17 protein-coding genes are annotated in these 16309 nt (G+C 66.6%); 6 read left to right on the forward strand and 11 right to left on the reverse strand.

Annotated features, from left to right (window positions below; translation table 11 throughout):
- Positions 1 to 31: 31 nt before the first annotated feature.
- Genes ACAM49_RS03545 through ACAM49_RS03585 form a run of 9 tightly spaced genes read right to left on the reverse strand, consistent with a single transcriptional unit; the run spans position 32 to position 8869 of the window.
- Positions 32 to 985: an MlaD family protein gene (locus ACAM49_RS03545; RefSeq protein WP_369633998.1), complete on the reverse strand. Its 954-nt coding sequence runs from the start codon at positions 983 to 985 to the stop codon at positions 32 to 34.
- A complete protein-coding gene (locus ACAM49_RS03550) occupies positions 982 to 2136 on the reverse strand; it encodes an MlaD family protein (RefSeq protein ID WP_369633999.1) in 1155 nt (384 codons plus the stop codon). Before ACAM49_RS03550 ends, ACAM49_RS03545 begins: the two co-directional genes overlap by 4 nt.
- 5 nt (positions 2137 to 2141) lie before the next feature.
- Entirely contained in the window at positions 2142 to 3299 is a 1158-nt protein-coding gene (locus ACAM49_RS03555; protein WP_369634000.1) for an MlaD family protein, read from the reverse strand.
- Between the two features lie 21 nt (positions 3300 to 3320).
- Positions 3321 to 4385, reverse strand: coding sequence for an MCE family protein (locus tag ACAM49_RS03560; protein WP_369634001.1), 1065 nt, complete (start codon positions 4383 to 4385; stop codon positions 3321 to 3323).
- Positions 4382 to 5386 carry an MlaD family protein gene (locus ACAM49_RS03565; protein WP_369634002.1) on the reverse strand — a complete coding sequence of 335 codons (1005 nt, stop codon included), beginning with the start codon at positions 5384 to 5386 and terminating at the stop codon, positions 4382 to 4384. Before ACAM49_RS03565 ends, ACAM49_RS03560 begins: the two co-directional genes overlap by 4 nt.
- Positions 5383 to 6411 carry an MlaD family protein gene (locus tag ACAM49_RS03570; protein ID WP_369634003.1) on the reverse strand — a complete coding sequence of 343 codons (1029 nt, stop codon included), beginning with the start codon at positions 6409 to 6411 and terminating at the stop codon, positions 5383 to 5385. Before ACAM49_RS03570 ends, ACAM49_RS03565 begins: the two co-directional genes overlap by 4 nt.
- 3 nt (positions 6412 to 6414) lie before the next feature.
- Positions 6415 to 7275, reverse strand: a complete 861-nt coding sequence (locus ACAM49_RS03575; protein WP_369634004.1) for an ABC transporter permease — start codon at positions 7273 to 7275, stop codon at positions 6415 to 6417.
- A complete protein-coding gene (locus tag ACAM49_RS03580; RefSeq protein WP_369634005.1) occupies positions 7275 to 8201 on the reverse strand; it encodes an MlaE family ABC transporter permease in 927 nt (308 codons plus the stop codon). The genes ACAM49_RS03575 and ACAM49_RS03580 overlap by 1 nt, the downstream gene beginning before the upstream one ends.
- A 56-nt stretch (positions 8202 to 8257) precedes the next feature.
- Positions 8258 to 8869, reverse strand: a complete 612-nt coding sequence (locus ACAM49_RS03585; protein ID WP_369634006.1) for a hypothetical protein — start codon at positions 8867 to 8869, stop codon at positions 8258 to 8260.
- 108 nt (positions 8870 to 8977) lie between these two features.
- On the opposite strand from ACAM49_RS03585, the gene ACAM49_RS03590 reads away from it, so the two are divergent.
- The 5 genes from ACAM49_RS03590 to ACAM49_RS03610 all read left to right on the forward strand — a co-directional run bounded on the left by ACAM49_RS03590 (position 8978) and on the right by ACAM49_RS03610 (position 14427).
- The gene (locus ACAM49_RS03590; protein ID WP_369634007.1) at positions 8978 to 9508 is read left to right on the forward strand and encodes a hypothetical protein; all 531 of its coding nucleotides are present in this window, start codon (positions 8978 to 8980) and stop codon (positions 9506 to 9508) included.
- An 8-nt stretch (positions 9509 to 9516) separates the two neighbouring features.
- Positions 9517 to 11712 (forward strand): efflux RND transporter permease subunit, encoded by a 2196-nt coding sequence (locus tag ACAM49_RS03595; protein WP_369634008.1) that lies wholly within the window; start codon positions 9517 to 9519, stop codon positions 11710 to 11712.
- Complete coding sequence (locus ACAM49_RS03600; protein ID WP_369634009.1) at positions 11709 to 12113, forward strand: hypothetical protein; 405 nt, start codon at positions 11709 to 11711, stop codon at positions 12111 to 12113. The genes ACAM49_RS03595 and ACAM49_RS03600 overlap by 4 nt, the downstream gene beginning before the upstream one ends.
- A gap of 64 nt (positions 12114 to 12177) precedes the next feature.
- Complete coding sequence (locus ACAM49_RS03605; RefSeq protein ID WP_369634010.1) at positions 12178 to 13242, forward strand: hypothetical protein; 1065 nt, start codon at positions 12178 to 12180, stop codon at positions 13240 to 13242.
- Between the two features lie 159 nt (positions 13243 to 13401).
- Complete coding sequence (locus ACAM49_RS03610) at positions 13402 to 14427, forward strand: YbhN family protein (protein ID WP_369634011.1); 1026 nt, start codon at positions 13402 to 13404, stop codon at positions 14425 to 14427.
- Positions 14428 to 14443: 16 nt separating this feature from the next.
- On the opposite strand, the gene ACAM49_RS03615 is transcribed toward ACAM49_RS03610, so the two are convergent.
- Positions 14444 to 14701, reverse strand: coding sequence for a hypothetical protein (locus ACAM49_RS03615; protein ID WP_040810149.1), 258 nt, complete (start codon positions 14699 to 14701; stop codon positions 14444 to 14446).
- A 170-nt stretch (positions 14702 to 14871) separates the two neighbouring features.
- Between ACAM49_RS03615 and ACAM49_RS03620 the strand changes: the two genes are divergently transcribed.
- Entirely contained in the window at positions 14872 to 15147 is a 276-nt protein-coding gene (locus ACAM49_RS03620) for a YggT family protein (protein WP_369634012.1), read from the forward strand.
- Here ACAM49_RS03620 and ACAM49_RS03625 read toward each other — a convergent pair.
- Entirely contained in the window at positions 15049 to 16308 is a 1260-nt protein-coding gene (locus ACAM49_RS03625) for an MFS transporter (RefSeq protein WP_369634013.1), read from the reverse strand. The two genes, ACAM49_RS03620 and ACAM49_RS03625, sit on opposite strands and share 99 nt — an antisense overlap.
- Position 16309: the final 1 nt, after the last annotated feature.

Raw genomic sequence — 16309 nt, forward strand, 5'->3', positions numbered from 1 at the left:
GCCCTTTCGGAAGTCTTGTCGCCTGTACTGCTCAGTGCGGAATGTCGACCAGCAGCCGGAAGCCCTTCCCCTCCGGGAAGGCGGCCAGCAGGCCGTCCATGGTCTTGCCCGGGTCCAGGTCCACGCCCTCGAGCGGATCCAGCAGATACGGCCGGATCACCTCGACGGCCGCGCCACCGTCGCCCACCAGCACGGCGATGTACTGCATGAGCCTCTTGAGCATCGGAATGAACGGAATCACCTGGGTGCCACCGCTGCTCACGGTGATGCCGATGAACTGGTCCAGCAGCGCCGGCAATTCGGGCGCGAAGGTGGTGGCCAGTCGTTCGGCGCTGGAGCGCAGCAGCGTCATCTTCTCGCCGTTGGACTGCGAGGCGGCCCCGGCCGCGAAGCTCAGCAGGCGCTGGATCAGTTCGCGGTTCTGGCGCAGCGTGGTCGAGAACATGCTGCCCGAGTTCACCAGCTTCGCGATGCTGGGCCCCACGTCCCGGATGGCGGTGTCGGCCCCGCGCAGGATCTCGTTGATGGCGTCGGTATCGAGCTGATTCATCACGCCCTGGATCCCGCCGAGTGCCTGCGCCATGGTGATCGGCTGGGTGACCTGCCCGTCGGGCACCAGCGCTCCGTCCGGAAAGTACGGCCCCACAGCCGATTTGGGGGCGAAGTTGATGTACTGCTCCCCTACCGCGGACAGGTTCGCCACGATCACCTGGGCGTCCATCGGAATCCGATACCGCGATTCCACCGCCAAATGAGCCAGCACCCCGTGCTCGGCCTTGGCCAGCCCCCGCACCCTGCCCACCTGCAGCCCGTTGAGGGTGACCGGCGAGGTCTCCATCAGCCCACCGGAATTGGGCAGCAGCACCGACAGCGCGTAGGTCCGCGCCCCGGGCTTGAACCCGAACACCCCGTAGGTCAGGTACAGCGTGGCGCTGACCGCCATGAGCGCCATGGCCAGCGCCGACACCAGGATCTTGCGGGTCATCGCACCAACCCCACCAGCTCGAGGACCGGGCGCACCCGATCACGGAACGCCTGCTCATTGGCAGCGGTAATCTGCGCGTCGGCCACCGGGTCACCGGTGAGCGCGCTCGCGGGTATCTGCGGCACCACATCGGTGATCTCGATATAGGGCCGCCCGCGCGCCGACAGGAACGGCACGATCTTGTTGCCGAGCAGCGCGTCGATCGAATTCAGCGTCCGCGGAACCTGATTCGGGGTGGCGATGAGCGCCTGCGCCAGCGGCGTCCACACATCGAGGAACCGGTGGATCCGGTCGACGCGGGTGGTCACCTTCGGATCGGAAGGGTCGATGAGCAGTTCGCCCGCGAAGGCCGCCAGATCGCGAATGGAGTCGACGAAGTACATGACATCCGGCAGCACCTTCCCGATGACGGCCAGCAGCACCGGCGCGTCGTCGAAGAGGAACTTCCACACGTCCTCGGCCTGCCGGAAGGTGTCCAAGGCTGCGGTGGCGTTGTTGAGGATTGTGCTGAGCGGCCCGGTGTTCTCCCCGATGCGCTGGATCGAGACCGACAGCTTGGCCATGAAGTCCCGGAAGGTCTCCGGATCGGCCGGGAACGCCTGGTTGACGCTGGTCACGAAGCTCTGCACGAACGGGATATTGCCGCCGGTGACCCAGCTGACCACCGCGCCCATGTACTCCTCGACCGTGGTCGGCTGTTTGGTCTGCTGGATCGGGATGACACTGCCCTGACTCAGCTCACGACCCGAAGAGTGTTCCGGCACAGTCAGTTTCACGTAGGTATCGCCGAACAGCGTCTGCTGCGCCATCTCCACCCGGGTCTCGGCGGGCAGGTGCACGTCCTTGTCGATGGCCAGGATGGCGGTCGGCTGGAAGTAGGGCTGTTGATCGGCGGGCAGTTCCGGCACGGTGGCATCGGGCCGCGGCCGTACGCTCACCGATTCGACGACGCCGACCTGCGCGCCATTGAGTTCCACCTTGGTCTTGAGCGGCAGCGACAGCACGTTCCCGAATTCGACCCGCACCTGATAGGTGGGTTTGCCGTATCGCGTTCCGGGCAGCGGCATGTCGAGCGGCCGCACCGCGCAGCCCGAGACGGTCGCCACCGTCAGCACCCCGAGAACCGCTGTCCGCCAGTGTTTTCCACGCATTCGATTCACCTCCCACCGGCGGCCGACAACAGCATCTGCACCAGCCCCAGATCGACGGTCTCCCCCGGCGCGAAGTCCCGGTTGCACGGCGGGAACCAGGCTTTCGCCATCGAGCACACGTCCCGCGCCAGCCCGGGATCGATCCGAATGCTCGGCGGCACGTACTGCAACGTCCCCGCCCCGAGGTTCTGGTCGAACATCTTCAGCGCGTTCTGGACCGCGGGCGGCACGTCCTTCAGCAGATCCACGAAATTCTGTGTTTTGCCTAGGATTCGGGTGATCACCGGCATCGCCCCGTCGAATCCCACCATGATCACGCGCAGCCATTTGTAGGCCAGTAGGTTCGCGATCGGCGGCACCCACACCGCGACATCGCTGACGATGCCCGCGATATCGGGCAGCATCCGATTGGCGATATCGAGCGCGTCGGTGGCGGCGTCCAGCAGGAAGTCGGCATCGCCGGTGCCCTGGTCCAGATTCTGGCTGACCTTGCGGAACTCCTTGAGAATCGCGCCCACGAGGTAGTTCGCGCCCGCCGCGGAATCGCCGAGGATCTCGGAGATATTGCGGATGGCCTGATTCAGCGGCACCGCGCTGTCGTGCACCTGGGTCGCGATGGCCCGCAGCGAATTTCCGAGCACCGGCGGTTCCTGCTGCTGCAGCGGAGCGCCCCGCGGCTTGCCGGTCAGGTCCACCGACAGATCGGCGATCGAGCGCATGGCCTCGGTGAATCCGACCGGAGTCTTGGTGCGCTCCTTGGGAATGCATTTCCGATAGTCGAAGGTCCCGCCACCGGTATACGCGGGCCCCAGCTCCACCCGCCGGTCGGTGACGATGGAATTGGCGATGGTCACCGCGCCCAGATTCTGTGCCAGCCGCACCTTCCGGTCCACCGTCATGCGCACGATCACGCCGTCGGCGAGCGGCTCGATATCGGTGACATTGCCGACCTGGATCCCCAGCATGGTGACCTTGTTGCCCTTGTAGAGCCCCACGGCATCCCGGAATTCGGCGCACACCGCCACCGGCGACTCGGTGCTGTCCCAGTACTGCTTGCCGGTGACGGCCACGATCAGCCCCATCACCACCGCGACCACCCCGACCGCGGCGGTCAGCTTGGCCCGCAACGACCGCGGCACCAGCCGACCCCTGAAGACACTCAACGGATTTCGTGTACTCACGGCTCAGCACCCCGGCTTTCCGTACGGGCACAGCGGTGTGTCGACGACGGTGGCCCCCGACTGGTCGACCGTCACGTACGGGTTGTCGGAATTGCGCGCGAACCACTCCAGCAGGCGGGCCAGATTCTGATTCATGCCCGCCAGCGCGTCCTTGTTGCGCACCAGTTCCGCGACCTCCTTGTCGATGGTGTCGTAGAGCGGTTCCAGCGCGGGCCCGAGCTGGTTCTGCGCGGCGGCGAAGATCGGCGTGAAGTAGTCGAAGAACCGCCGCAGCTGCCCGACCATGGTGATGAGCCCGTCCCGGTTGGCGGCGATCACCCGATACACCTCGAGCACGTGCTGCCCGGCCAACTGCAGCCGGTCCAGCTTGTTCATCAGCACTTCGAGGTAGTCCTTGGCCACGTCCAGGGCCCGCTGGAATTCGGTGCGCCGGGTGACCACGATGTCGGAGAGGTTGTTGACGCTGTGCAGGATCCCGTTGAGCGCCTGCGGCTGCTGTTCGAAGGCCCCGGCCAGTTTGGCGATGGTCTCGCGCAGTTTCCCGGCGTCGAGGCTGCCCAGCGCGGGCGACACCTGTTCGATCGCGTCGGACAGGTCGTAGGGGGTCTTGGTGTGCTCGCGCGGAATGATCCGCCCGGCGGCGTTTCCCGTGCCGGCGGGCTCGATCGACAGGTACCGCCCGCCGATGGGCGTGAGCAGCTTGACCACCGCCCGCGTGTCCACTCCAAGGTGCACCTTCGAATCGAGTCCGAAGGCGACCTCGGCATGATCACCCACCAGCGTCACGCCGCGCACCTTGCCCAGTTTGATTCCGGCCACCCGCACCTCGTCCCCGTTGCGCAGATCGCCGGAACTGGCGAAGTCGGCCCGGTACACGGTTTCCCCGAACGGGATGACGAACGCCCCGACCGAGGCGATGAGCGCCGCGACGGTGACGATGATGGCGGCGATGCCGATCCGGAACTCGAACTTCCGCTGCGCGTTGGCGCTGCGAACCGTCAAGCGCGGCAGACTGATTCGCGGAAAGGAGACGCGTTGCAGCGCCATGGTCCCCGAGGGCAGGTTCACTTGCACGCCTCCATACGTTCGGTGCCCATGAGGATCGTGGTGGGTATCGGCAGCCCGCTCAGACAGCTCCACTTGTCCCCCGCCTCGGGCTCGAGGGTGAGGCCGTTGAGGGTGTTCAGCGCCAGCGGCACCGCGGCCAGGGTCTGGCGGATGAAGGTCACCATGTCGGGGCCGAGCAGGGTGTCGTAGAGCCGCTGCATGCCGGGGAAGTTGTCGTAGTAGATGCCGACGAACTTGTCCAGCAACGGCATCGCGGCGTTCAGGCCCGGAATCGCCTTCTCGATCAGGCTGTTGAGCGAGTCGAGTTTGCCGTAGATGGTGTCAACCAGGCCGAGCACCTGATCGATCATGTGGTCGATCTTGGGCGACTGCCCCTGGAACCGGGTGAGCAGCCCGGACATATTGTCCGCCAACAGATTCACCACCGGTTCCTGGTTGGCGGCCACCGCGATGATCTGATTCAGGCTGTCCATGACCGGCCCCAGCCCGCGCCCGTCCCCGGAGGCGACCAGCAGCAGGTTCTCCAGGAACTTGTCCACCGACCCCGAGGACAGGGTCTCGAAGATGGGGCGCACCGCGTCGAACAGTTCGGAGATGTCGAACGAGCCGTGGGTGCGCTGGATCGGAATGGTGGTGCCCGGCGGAATCCTCTTGCCGGGCGCGACCTTCTGCTGCAGGGCCAGGTAGCGGTCGCCGTTGAGCGAGGAGAACAGCACCGCGACCTCGGTGTTGTCGTAGACCTCCTGGCCTTGCGCCACACCGAATTCCACGTAGGCGACCGCACCGTCGAGCTGGATGGCGGTCACCTTCCCGACCTGCACGCCCGCCATCCGCACATCCGAGCCCTTCTTCAGGCCGGAGACGTCGGAGATATTGGCGGCGTATCCGCGTACCTTGTCGCGCACCGGGGTTTGCAGTGCGGTCCAGATCATGGCGCCCATCACGGCGATGACAAGGCTGACGACGGTCAACCGAATCGCCGCTCCGCGAACGGGTTTCATCGCGCACCCCCCGCCAGGTACGGCAGTCCCGCGAGCAGCAGCTGTACGCGAAAACCCACGGACCCATCGGGATTGACGACGAACGCCTGATCCATCCGGTCGAGCAGCTGCGGCACCCGGTTGTAGAAGCTGGTGAGCCCGTCCACCGCGCCGGAGACCGGCCGCAGCAGGCTGAGCAGACCGTCGGCCAACGCCGGGAAACCGGGCTGCGGAATGATTTTCAGGGCATCGCCGATGAGCTGGGTGATGAGGGTGACGATGGCCTCGAGGTCATCGTGATGGTCGACCAGGAACGAGATCCGGCCCGCCTGTTCCCGGAACAGCGTCAGCGCATCGCGGGCGACCCGCTTCACATCACCGCTGAAATCGGCCCCCGATTGGATGCCCGGCCGCGGATCCAGCCCGACCAGCATCTGGTCGCCGACCTTCATGCGCCCGATATCGATGGCGGTGGCGACCATCTTGCCGATGCCGTCGGCGCTGCCCTCGAAGTTCAGCACCTGCCCGATGCGCCCGATCGGATCGGTGTCGATCTTGCCGAATTGCTCGCCCACCATGCGGATCACCGAGGTGACGGTGACGGTCTGGCTGTCGCGCGGCAGCGTGATGGTCGCGCCATTGCGCAGCGGTGTGCCGCGCGGCCCGAGGTAGAACAGTTCCAGCGCGGTCATGCCGAGGGTATTGGAGGATACGAACCGCGCCCGCACATTGTCGGCGAGGAATTTCGCGTTCTCCGGCCGCACCGACAACTGCACGAATTGCCGGTCGGTGCCCTGGGTTTCGATCCGGGCGACCGATCCGATGCGCAGCCCGTCCATCTTGACGTCCGCGCCCTCCACAATGCCCTCGCCGACCTGCTGGGCCTCGACATTGACCACGAACTGCTCCGCGAACCCGCCCTTCACATACGTGGTGAACAGCAGCGAGATGACCAGCAGCACCGCCCCGCCCACGACCCCGGTGATCAACAGCTGCCACGGCTTGGGGCCGCGCCCGTTGATCGCCTGATACTTCCCTATCCCCATGCGCTATCCCGTTATTCGTATATCGCTGACGAACATTCCCCACAGCGCCGTGGTGAGCGTCAGATCCAGCACGATGATCAACACCAGGCTCGCGCGAATCGCGCGCCCCGACGCCACCCCGACACCCTCCGGCCCGCCCGAGGCGTAGAAGCCGTAATAGGAGTGCACGAGGATGATGACGATGACGAACACGACCGCCTTGAACAGCGACAGGAACACGTCCTTCGGGTTCAGGAAGGCCTGGAAGTAGTGGTCGTAGGTGCCGCCGGCCTGGCCGTGCACCACCTTGATGAAGAACGCCGTCGCGAAGTAGCTGCACGCCAGCGACGCCAGATACACCGGGACCACGATGAGCACCCCCGCGATCACGCGGGTGGTCACCACGAACGGAATCGGTTCCACCGCGGTGGCTTCCAGCGCGTCGATCTCCTCCGAGATCCGCATGGACCCGATCTCGGCGGTGATCCGGCACCCGGCCTGCGCGGCGAAGGCGATGGCCGCCACCAGCGGGGCCAGCTCGCGGGTATTGGCGAACGAGGAGATGAACCCGGTCAGCGGACCCATGCCCAGCAGGTCGAGAATCCGGAACGCCTCGATGCCGATGGCCGCACCGGTCATCAATCCCATGAAGACCACCACGCCGACGGTCCCGCCGCCCACGATGACCCGGCCGTTGCCCCAGCCGATATCCATGAACACCACGCCGATCTGGCGGCGATAGCGGTGCACGGTCCGCGGAATCGCCCGCAGCACGTGATAGGCGAAGGCGAACTGATGCCCCAGCCCGACCACCGGGACCGCCACATTCGCGGCCTTGCGCGCCGAATGCAGGCCCAGCGCACGGTATTTCGCGGGAATGACCATCAGAAGCCTCCGCTGTCGGGGAACCAGATGGTGAGCAGCTGGGTGATGAGCACATTGGCCGCGAAGGTGGTCATGACGCCGAGCACCACGGTGGCGTTCACGCAGTCGGCCACGCCCTTGGGCCCGCCGGAGGCCTCGAAGCCGCGCTGGGAAGCCACCAGCACCACCAGAATTCCGAAGATCACGGTCTTGACCACGGCGATGATCAGATCGGTCGTACTGGCGAAGGCCGCAAAGGAATTGAAGAAAGCGCCCGGCACACCGCCCTGCACCAGGGTCATGCTGTAGATGGTCGCCATGCCGACGAACACCACCAGCACGCACATGAGCGGGCCGACCAGGAACATGGCCGCCAGCCGCGGGGCGACCAGCCGGTGATTGGGGTTGATGCCGAGGGTGCGGATGGCGTCGATCTCCTCGCGGATCTTGCGCGCCCCCAGATCCGCGGCCACCGCCGCGCCCACCGCGCCGCCCATGAGAATGCCCGAGATCATCGGCGCCGCTTGGCGAATCACGCCCAGACCACCGGCGGCTCCCGCCTGCGACGTCGCACCGACCTGCGAGGCCAACGAACCGGCCTGCAGCTGGATGATCGCGCCGAGCGGCACCGAGATGAGGATCGCGGGCCAGCCGGAGACGCTCATCATGAACCACGCCTGCGTGAGCGTCTCGCGCCACGGGTGATTGAGCTTCACGATGTCGCGCACCAGGCCGTACATCGAATCGACGGCGAGCAGGGTCAACCGGCCGAAGGTGCCGATCGATCCGAGCAGGGTGTTCCAGGCCCACAGCACCAGCGCGACGAACGGCCGCAGGATCTGCTGCGCCGGCGTCGGGGGCGGGTCGAACTTCGCGTCGAGCTCGCGCTGTAGCTCCGGATCCTCCCCTCCCACATCGGATTCCGACATCTGCACCACCGTCGCCATCTGAAACTCCCCACCATGTCGTCTGAGACAGAAAAGAACTGTGAATCGTCGAATTGCTAAGCGGCCCACCACTCCACGACCGGCTGCACCTCGGCCTCGCCGCCGTCACGGGCGAGGGTGAGCGCGGCGCGCGTCAGCTGGATCGACACCCCGCCGCCCGCACCGGACCAGGCCCCGCCGCCGCCCGCCATGCCGGTGCGGATCGGTGTCCCCGTCGCCAATTCATAGGCCTTGAAATAACTTCCGCACACCACGAACAGGGTGTTCACGGTCGAGCCGACCACGGTGGCGCGATTCCATTCGTCGCAGCGCGCGGAGACGCCGTCACCGCCGAACCAGCCGTAATTGTTGGCGGACTTGTTCTCGAAGCCGGGCAGGGCGCTGGGCACCGCACCGGTGTAGGCGGCGGCGTCGGGCAGCCGCGGCGGCACCGTCTCGTTCCGGAAGACCGGCGGTGGCGGGGTGGTCGTGGTGGTCATCCGCGTGGTCGGCACCGCCGACGTGGTGACGGCCGGGGCCTGCGCGACCACCACGATGGGCGGCGGCGCGCCCAGGTGGGTCCGGAACCAGATTGCCGCGCCCCCGCCGCCGCCGATCAATCCGATCGCCACCACGAGCGCCGACGCGTAGGCGAACGACGATCCCGGCGGTTTCCGCAACCCTGCCACCGGCCCCTCCTGACAAAACTTCCCATACCGACTGAGACAGTTGTTAGCATACTGTGACTCACGACCCAATCAAGGGCAAATTGCGATCACGGTCACTCTGGAGGGGACATGAAACTGACTCGGGGAACGGCAATCTCACTGGTGACGGTCGGAGCGGCACTGTCTCTGACACTTGCGGGTTGTGGTGACAACAATGTCCGCAGCAGCGAGGTGACCATCAGCGTCGCGCCCACCACCACCGCCGCGGTGACCGCCGGGAACGGCAAGCTGCCCGATCCGCTCAGCGCCGATCAGCTGGAGCAGAAGCTGCAGGGCCTGTTCGGCAAGGGCAAGCAGGTCAGCGATGATCAGCGCCTGGCGATCGTGCAGGGCGGGGAGAAGTTCCGCGGCGATCTGCCCAATCTGTCCAAGGCCATCTCCGAGAACCCGAATGCCGCCTTCGGCGTGGTCAAGGACTCGGTGGTGCTCAATGGCGAAACCCTCGAGGCCGAATTCTGGCTGGACAAGGACGGCAACGGCAATCGCCGGTCCGCGCCGATCAATCTGGTCGCGGTGAACGGCGAATGGAAGATCCCGGTCAGCGAGATCTGCGGCATTCTCGCCCAGACCGATTACAAGGCCCCGGCCTGCCAGTCCTAGGGGGAGTCGTGTTCCACCGGCTGGGGCGCTGGACCTACCGCGCCCGCTACACCGTCATCATCGGATTCATCGTGCTCATGGGGGTTTCGGGGCTCTACGGACTCGGCTACCAGGACGAGCTGACCGCCCAGGGCTTCTTCGACGACACCAGCGAATCGGTCGCCGGGGCGCATCTGGCCGACAACACCTTCGGACGCGACTTCGACGGCGATGTGATCGCGCTCTACACCGCCCCGGCAGGCAAGCACATCACCGACCCGGACATCGAGCAGGCCGGCAAGGACCTGACGCAGAAGCTGCTGAGCGACTACAGGACTCAGATCAAGGACGTCAGCGGGTACTGGAACGGCAGCCTGGGCAAGTCGCGGTTCGTGGACGAATCCAAGACGCGGGCGTTCATCAGCATCGGACTGCAAGGCACCGGCGATCAGGACAGCGTCGACTTCTACCACCGGATCCAGGACAAGCTCGCGATCCCGGGTCTGGAATTGCAAGTGGCGGGCCGGGTTCCGGTGGCCGACGCGGTCGGGCTCACCATGCAGTCCGATATCGCGCGCATGCATCTGATCGCTCTGCCGCTGGTGGCGGTGGTGCTGTTCTTCGTGTTCGGCGGCGTGATCGCGGCGTCGCTGCCGCTGATCATCGGCGGGCTCACCATTCTCGGCTCCTGGGGCGTGATGAAGGCGCTGACCGGGGTGATGCAGGTGCACCAGTTCGCCGACGCGGTCATCTCGCTGATCGGGCTGGGGCTGGCCATCGACTACGGGCTGTTCATGGTGAGCCGGTTCCGGGAGGAGATCGCGGAGGGGCGATCCACGGAAGACGCTGTGCGCATAGCGGTTTCGACCGCGGGGCGGACCATCGTGTTCTCGGCGACCATCATCGTGGTGTGCGTCGCGGGGGTGCTGATCTTCCCGATGACGTTCCTGCGGTCGGTGGCGCTCGGCGCGCTGACCGCGGTGGTGCTGGCGGCGCTGCTGTCGATCACCGTGCTGCCCGCCATGCTCGCCATCCTCGGAAAGCGGGTGGACGCGTTCGGATTCCGGCGCTTCGCCCGCACCAGGACGACCGCGCAGATCGACGCCTCGTTCTGGTCGCGGCTGGCCACCTGGGCGATGAAACGGCCGGCGCTGCTGGCGTATCCGATCATGTTGGTGCTGCTCGGGCTGATCCTGCCGTTCCTGCACGTGCAGTACGCGGGGCTGACCGAGAAGTATCTGCCGCCCGGCAATGAGACCCGCACGGCGCAGCAGAATTTCGACGCGGTGTTCCCCAAGGAGCGGACCTCGCCGATCAAGCTGGTCATCGACGGGGCCGACCGGGCCACGCTCAATGCCATTGTCGAGGCGGCGAACAAGACACCGGGGCTGACGGGGGAATTCCAGAAGCCGTTCTCCAACGGCGTCGCCAAGGAGGGCGTGAACGTCAAGGTGTATCAGGCGGGTCTGGCCGATCCGAAGAACGCCGACGACGTCATCGCGCGGCTGCGCGGCATCTCCCCGCCCGCCGGGGTGCGCATGTACGTCACGGGTCTGCCCGCGCTGGAACGGGATTCGATCCACGGGGTGATCCACCGGCTGCCCTGGCTGCTGGGCATTCTCGTGCTGGCCTCGTTCCTGATGATGTTCCTGCCCTTCGGCTCGTTCGTGCTGCCGCTCAAGGCGGTGGTGGTGAGCGCGCTGAGCCTTACCGCCACACTCGGATTCCTGTCGTTCGTCTTCTACGACGGCCACGGCTCCGGGCTGCTCGACTTCACCCCGCAGCCGCTGAGCTTCCCGGTGCTGGTGATCATCATCGCCATCATCTTCGGGCTCTCGACCGACTACGAGATCTTCCTCATGTCGCGCATGACCGAGGCGCGCGAAAAAGGCGCGGACACACCGGAAGCCATCCGCTACGGCACCGCGCACACCGGCGGCATCATCACCGCGGCGGCACTGGTCCTGATCGTGGTGACCGGCGCGTTCGGACTCTCGGACCTGGTGCTCATGAAGTACATCGCCTACGGCATGATCGTCGCCCTCGTCCTGGACGCCACCGTCATCCGCATGCTGCTGGTGCCGTCGATCATGCACATGCTGGGCGACCGGTGCTGGTGGGCGCCGGGCTGGGCGAAGCGGCTGCATGCCCGCATCGGGCTGGCCGAATCCGAGCGCGGGGCGGGCACGAAACCGGCCGCGCCGGCCGAGGAGGTCGCGGCATGAAACGGATCGCGGCGGTGCTGTCCGGTTCGGCGATCGTGGCGCTGGCGGTGACCGGCCCGCCGGCAAGCGCCGAACCCGGCCTGGCCTCCATCGATTGTTCTGCCACCCATACCGAGGGCTCCCAGCTGATCGTCGACTGCTTCAACCCGGACTTGGTACCCGGCGTGGTCGACGTCTTCTACGTCTGCAGCACCCCACTCGATTTCAATCGGCAGATCGTCTTCGACGAGCCCGGCAATCCCATTGGCGCGGGATCGAATCTGCGGCTGGTTCGCGACTGCGGCCCGGAGCAGGTGGTCGTCACCCGGCAGATCCTGGCCTTCACCCAACGACAGCAGGACGACCAGTCCGCACGGCAGCAGCAGATTCGCGAACAGCGCGATCGGGCCGCGGGCCGCTAGTTCGGTTTGCACCACCATATACTGTCTGAGACAATCGATTTCGACTTTCGACAGGGGAGGCCCAATGGCAAAACACTTGGCGGAGAACGGGATCGACGTCGACGCCGTCTCCGAACGGCTCGTGGACGCGGCGGTGACCTACATCCTCGAGCAGGTCACCGGCGAGGCCTTGGTCGCGCACACCGACGAGATCCTGCGCGACGCCTTCGTCGTCGCCGACACCATGCGGGTCGCCGATGTGCTGGATCGAAACGCGGTGCAGCAGACCACCTTGTCGATCATCGAACTGCTCGGCAGCAGCGCGCTGAACCGGCAGCTGTTCGAGGCGCTGGCCGATGCCATCTACGACCTCGCGGCCAATGACACCTTCCGGCTCGGCGATGTGGTCGACCGCGACGGCGTCGCCAAGCTCATCGCCACCGTGCTCGGCATGCACACCATGTTCGAGCGCGGTCTGGACCGCTTCGCGCAGAGCCCGCTGGTCGGCACCGTGGCCGCCACCTTCGTCAATCGGATCGTGTCCGGGGCGGCCGACGCCGCCCGCACCCGGGCCCAGAAGATTCCGGTGGTGAAATCGGCGCTCTCCCTGGGTGATCGGACGGTCGGCAAGGTGCTCAGCGCGGGCGACAAGGCCTTCGGCGAGCGGCTCGGCGAGGCGGGCGCGGCCGCGGCGCAATACGCGGTCAAGCGCACCAACCACGCGATCCTGACCGTCATCAAGGAGACGCCGCTGACCGACGCGGCGCTCGAGGTCTACGACCTGTTCGCCAATGAACCGGTCAGCGATCTACGCGAATTCATCGAAATCGAGGAATTGCGCGCGTTGATCGCCGCGATTTTCGATCTCGCCACCACGGTCAAGAATCACGAATATCTCGCCGAACTCGTCGGCGACGCGGCCGATATCCTGCTCGGCTACTACGGCGAGTACACCGTGGCGGGATTGTGGAAGGAACTCGGCATCACGCCGGAAATGCTGCGGGACGAGTTCGTCCGGTACGCACCGCCGGTGATCGAGATCGCCAAACAGGAAGGCGTACTGGCCGGTCTGGTCCGGCAGCGGGTGGAGCCGTTCTTCCGATCCGAAGCCGTCCGGGACATTCTCGGGGATTCACATCCCGTAGGATGAACCGGACCTCGGGGCGGCCCGCGGAACCTCTGATATCCGGCAAGTGCCCACTGTTACGCCGGAACGCGGGTCGTCCCTCCCCCGGGCACGTTAATGTGGTTCAGCGCGTGCGCGATTCACCGGGGAAATTACGTCTGCGATGTACCTGAGGAGGGGCAGATGGCGGCCATTCCCGCCACTGCGAGAAAGGCACTACCCACCGTCGTCTGCACCGTTCTGGTAGCGGCCGCGGCGGTGTGGCAGCGGGATGCGGTGCTCACCGGAGTCCACGCACTGCTGGGGGCGGATCCGCGCTGGCTGCTGGTCGCCGGGCTCGCGACGCTGGCGCTGTGGCCCACTTCGGTTTTCATGCTGCACGGTTCGATTCCGGCGCGGACCGACGCCCGGCAGTTGTTCGCCCTGCAGCTCGCGGTGCCTGCCATCGGACTGGTGCCCGCCGCGTCGCTGCTGCTGCGGATGCGGTTCCTGCGCAAGACCGGGCTCAGCCACACCGGCGCGATGGCGTCGATGGCGCTGATGGGATTCGCCGCGCTGATGGTGCGGGTGCCGCTGGTGGTGATCGCCGCGCTGGCCGCGCCGGGCCTGATGAGCCGCAATGGCGAGCCACCGCCCTGGCACGATCTGGGTGCGCGGGCCGGGGCGCTGTGGGATCACTACATCGGCGAGAATCTCTGGCGCACAGCGGGAATCATGATCATCGGGCTGGGCGTGCTCGGCACGCTCGCGCTGGTCCTGCATCGCCGGGTGCGCGCGCACGGCGGCTGGCGGCAGCTGCCCTCGCGCGTGCGCCACGCTCGTTCGGATGCCGGAATGGCGTGGAAATCAGTGGCCGCCACCGCGATCCGGCCTCGCCGCGCGGCCGCGCTCTGGATCTGCGCGCTGTTGCAGCCGCTGCTCATGGTGGTGGCGCTGTGGGCGGTGCTGCACGCGGTCGGCGCGGACCTGAGCCTGCCCGATACCTTCGTCGTCGAATTGGTGACCGTGGCGCTGGCGCCGCTGCTGCCCTCACCCAACGGGGTCGCCACCAAGGAGATCACCATTGCCGCGGGACTGACCGCGGTGGCGGGACTGACCGCCGGGGTGGCGGTCGGCGCGGCCCTGGGGTTCCGGCTCCTCACCTTCTGGTGCCAGATCCCCCTGGGCCTCGCGTCCTTCGCCTATCTGAACCACCGCCGCGCCATCTGACCGCGCGGCGGCCGCACTACTTGTTCAGCTTGCAGTCGATGGTCGCGTACTTCGCGACACCGCCCCACGTGGTCTGCGCGACGCCCATCGCCTGACGCTTGCTCCACTTGGCCTCGACGGCGGGCAGCGTCGGCAGCTTCTCCCCCGCCCAGGTCTCGGCATTGCAGGTGTAGGTCGGGACCCCTGCCTGGGCGGGCGCGGCATCGACGACGGCCGAGACCGGCGCCAGTGCGAACACGGCTACCGGCAGACCGATCCAATACTTCTTGCTCACGGCGACTCCTTGTGCGATCTCGGGGTGAGCTTGGCGAACAGCAGCCCAGATTCTCGCACGGCTTCGGCGAGCCCGCCCGCGAACGTCGCGATCATGACCGAGGATGAGGGGCACTTTCGGCGCTGCCGGAGCGTTGATCACATAAGGCGACCATCACGAAGGAGTGCGCCATGTCGTTCATCGGGGGCCTGCTCGGGCTGGTCCTGACCCTGTTCCTGCTGCTGCTGATCGCGCGCCTGATCCTGGATTGGATCGTCACGCTCAGCGACAATCCGCAGGGCGTCCGCAAGCCGCGCGAAATCATCTACAAGCTGACCGAGCCGGTCATCGCCCCGGTCCGCAAGTTCCTACACCCGATCCGCCTCGGCGGAATCCAGGTCGATCTGGCGTTCACGGTCGTGTTCATCGTCGTGCTGATCCTGCGGGCGGTCGCGTTCAGCCTCTGAGAACACGGGGCGCAGCAGTAAGGCCGCCGCGAGGATCAAGACGCCCGCCAGTGCGATGGCCGTTCGCGGACTGGTGACGGCGGCCAGCAGACCCCACAGCGCGGTCATCGCGGCGGTGGTGGCATTGCCGGTGATCGACCACGCGGACAGGACCCGGGCGGTGCGGTCGGCCGGGGTCCGCGTCAGGCGGAAGGTGGCGTAGATCGGGTTGAAGACGCCGCAGCAGGTGATGAGACCGAATTCCACGACGATCACCAGCAGCAGACCGGACGGGCCGGTACCGATGAACGCCAGCGCGATAGACCAGCAGGACCGCAGGATTCCGGCGACGATGAGGATCCGGCCCTGACCGAACCGGTCGGCGAGCGGTCTGGCGATCCGCGATCCGAGCAATCCGCCCAGGCACGGCAGTCCGAACGCGAGACCGTATTGCCAAGGGGCGAAACCGAGTTCGCGCAGCATGATGACGGCCAGCAGCGGCGCGGTCGCCATGATCAGCGAATTCACCAGCACGGTATTGAGGAACAGGGGCCGCAGCACGCGGTGGGCGAGGATATAGCGCCAGCCCTCGATCAGATCTCCCTTGCGGAAGCCCGCCGACGAGTTGCCTTCCGGCCGCGCCTCTACCCCGCCGATCGCACGAATCCCCAAGGCCGACAACAGAAAACTGACCGCGTTCGCCGCCACCGTCACCACCGGCCCGAAGATCCCGATCGCCGCGCCCCCGAGCGGCGGCCCCAGCACCGACGCCGTCCACATGGTCGATTCGAACCGGCCGTTCGCGACGAGCAGATCCTCCTTGGCCACCAGCGTTTTCAGATACGCCCCGGACGCCGACCGGAACGCGATATCCGCCGCCGCCACGATCACCGACACCACCAGCAGTTGCGCGAAACTCAGCACCCCGAGCGCGTAGGCCAGCGGCACGCTGAGCACCACCGCGAAGCGCACCACATCGGTGGCGATCAATACCGGCCGCTTCCTGCGGAATTCGACCCACGGCCCGAGCGGCACCGCGACCAGCGCGCCCACCGCCAACCCGGCCGCCGCCAGCAGCGACACCTCACCTGGACCCACATGCAGCACCAGCACCGCGATCAAGGGAAACGCATCGAACGCGAGCCAGGTCCCCGCGATGCTCACCGCGTACGCCGCCCACAAC

Origin of the sequence: Nocardia sp. JMUB6875 (assembly GCF_041154655.1) — a bacterium.
Classification (GTDB): domain Bacteria; phylum Actinomycetota; class Actinomycetes; order Mycobacteriales; family Mycobacteriaceae; genus Nocardia.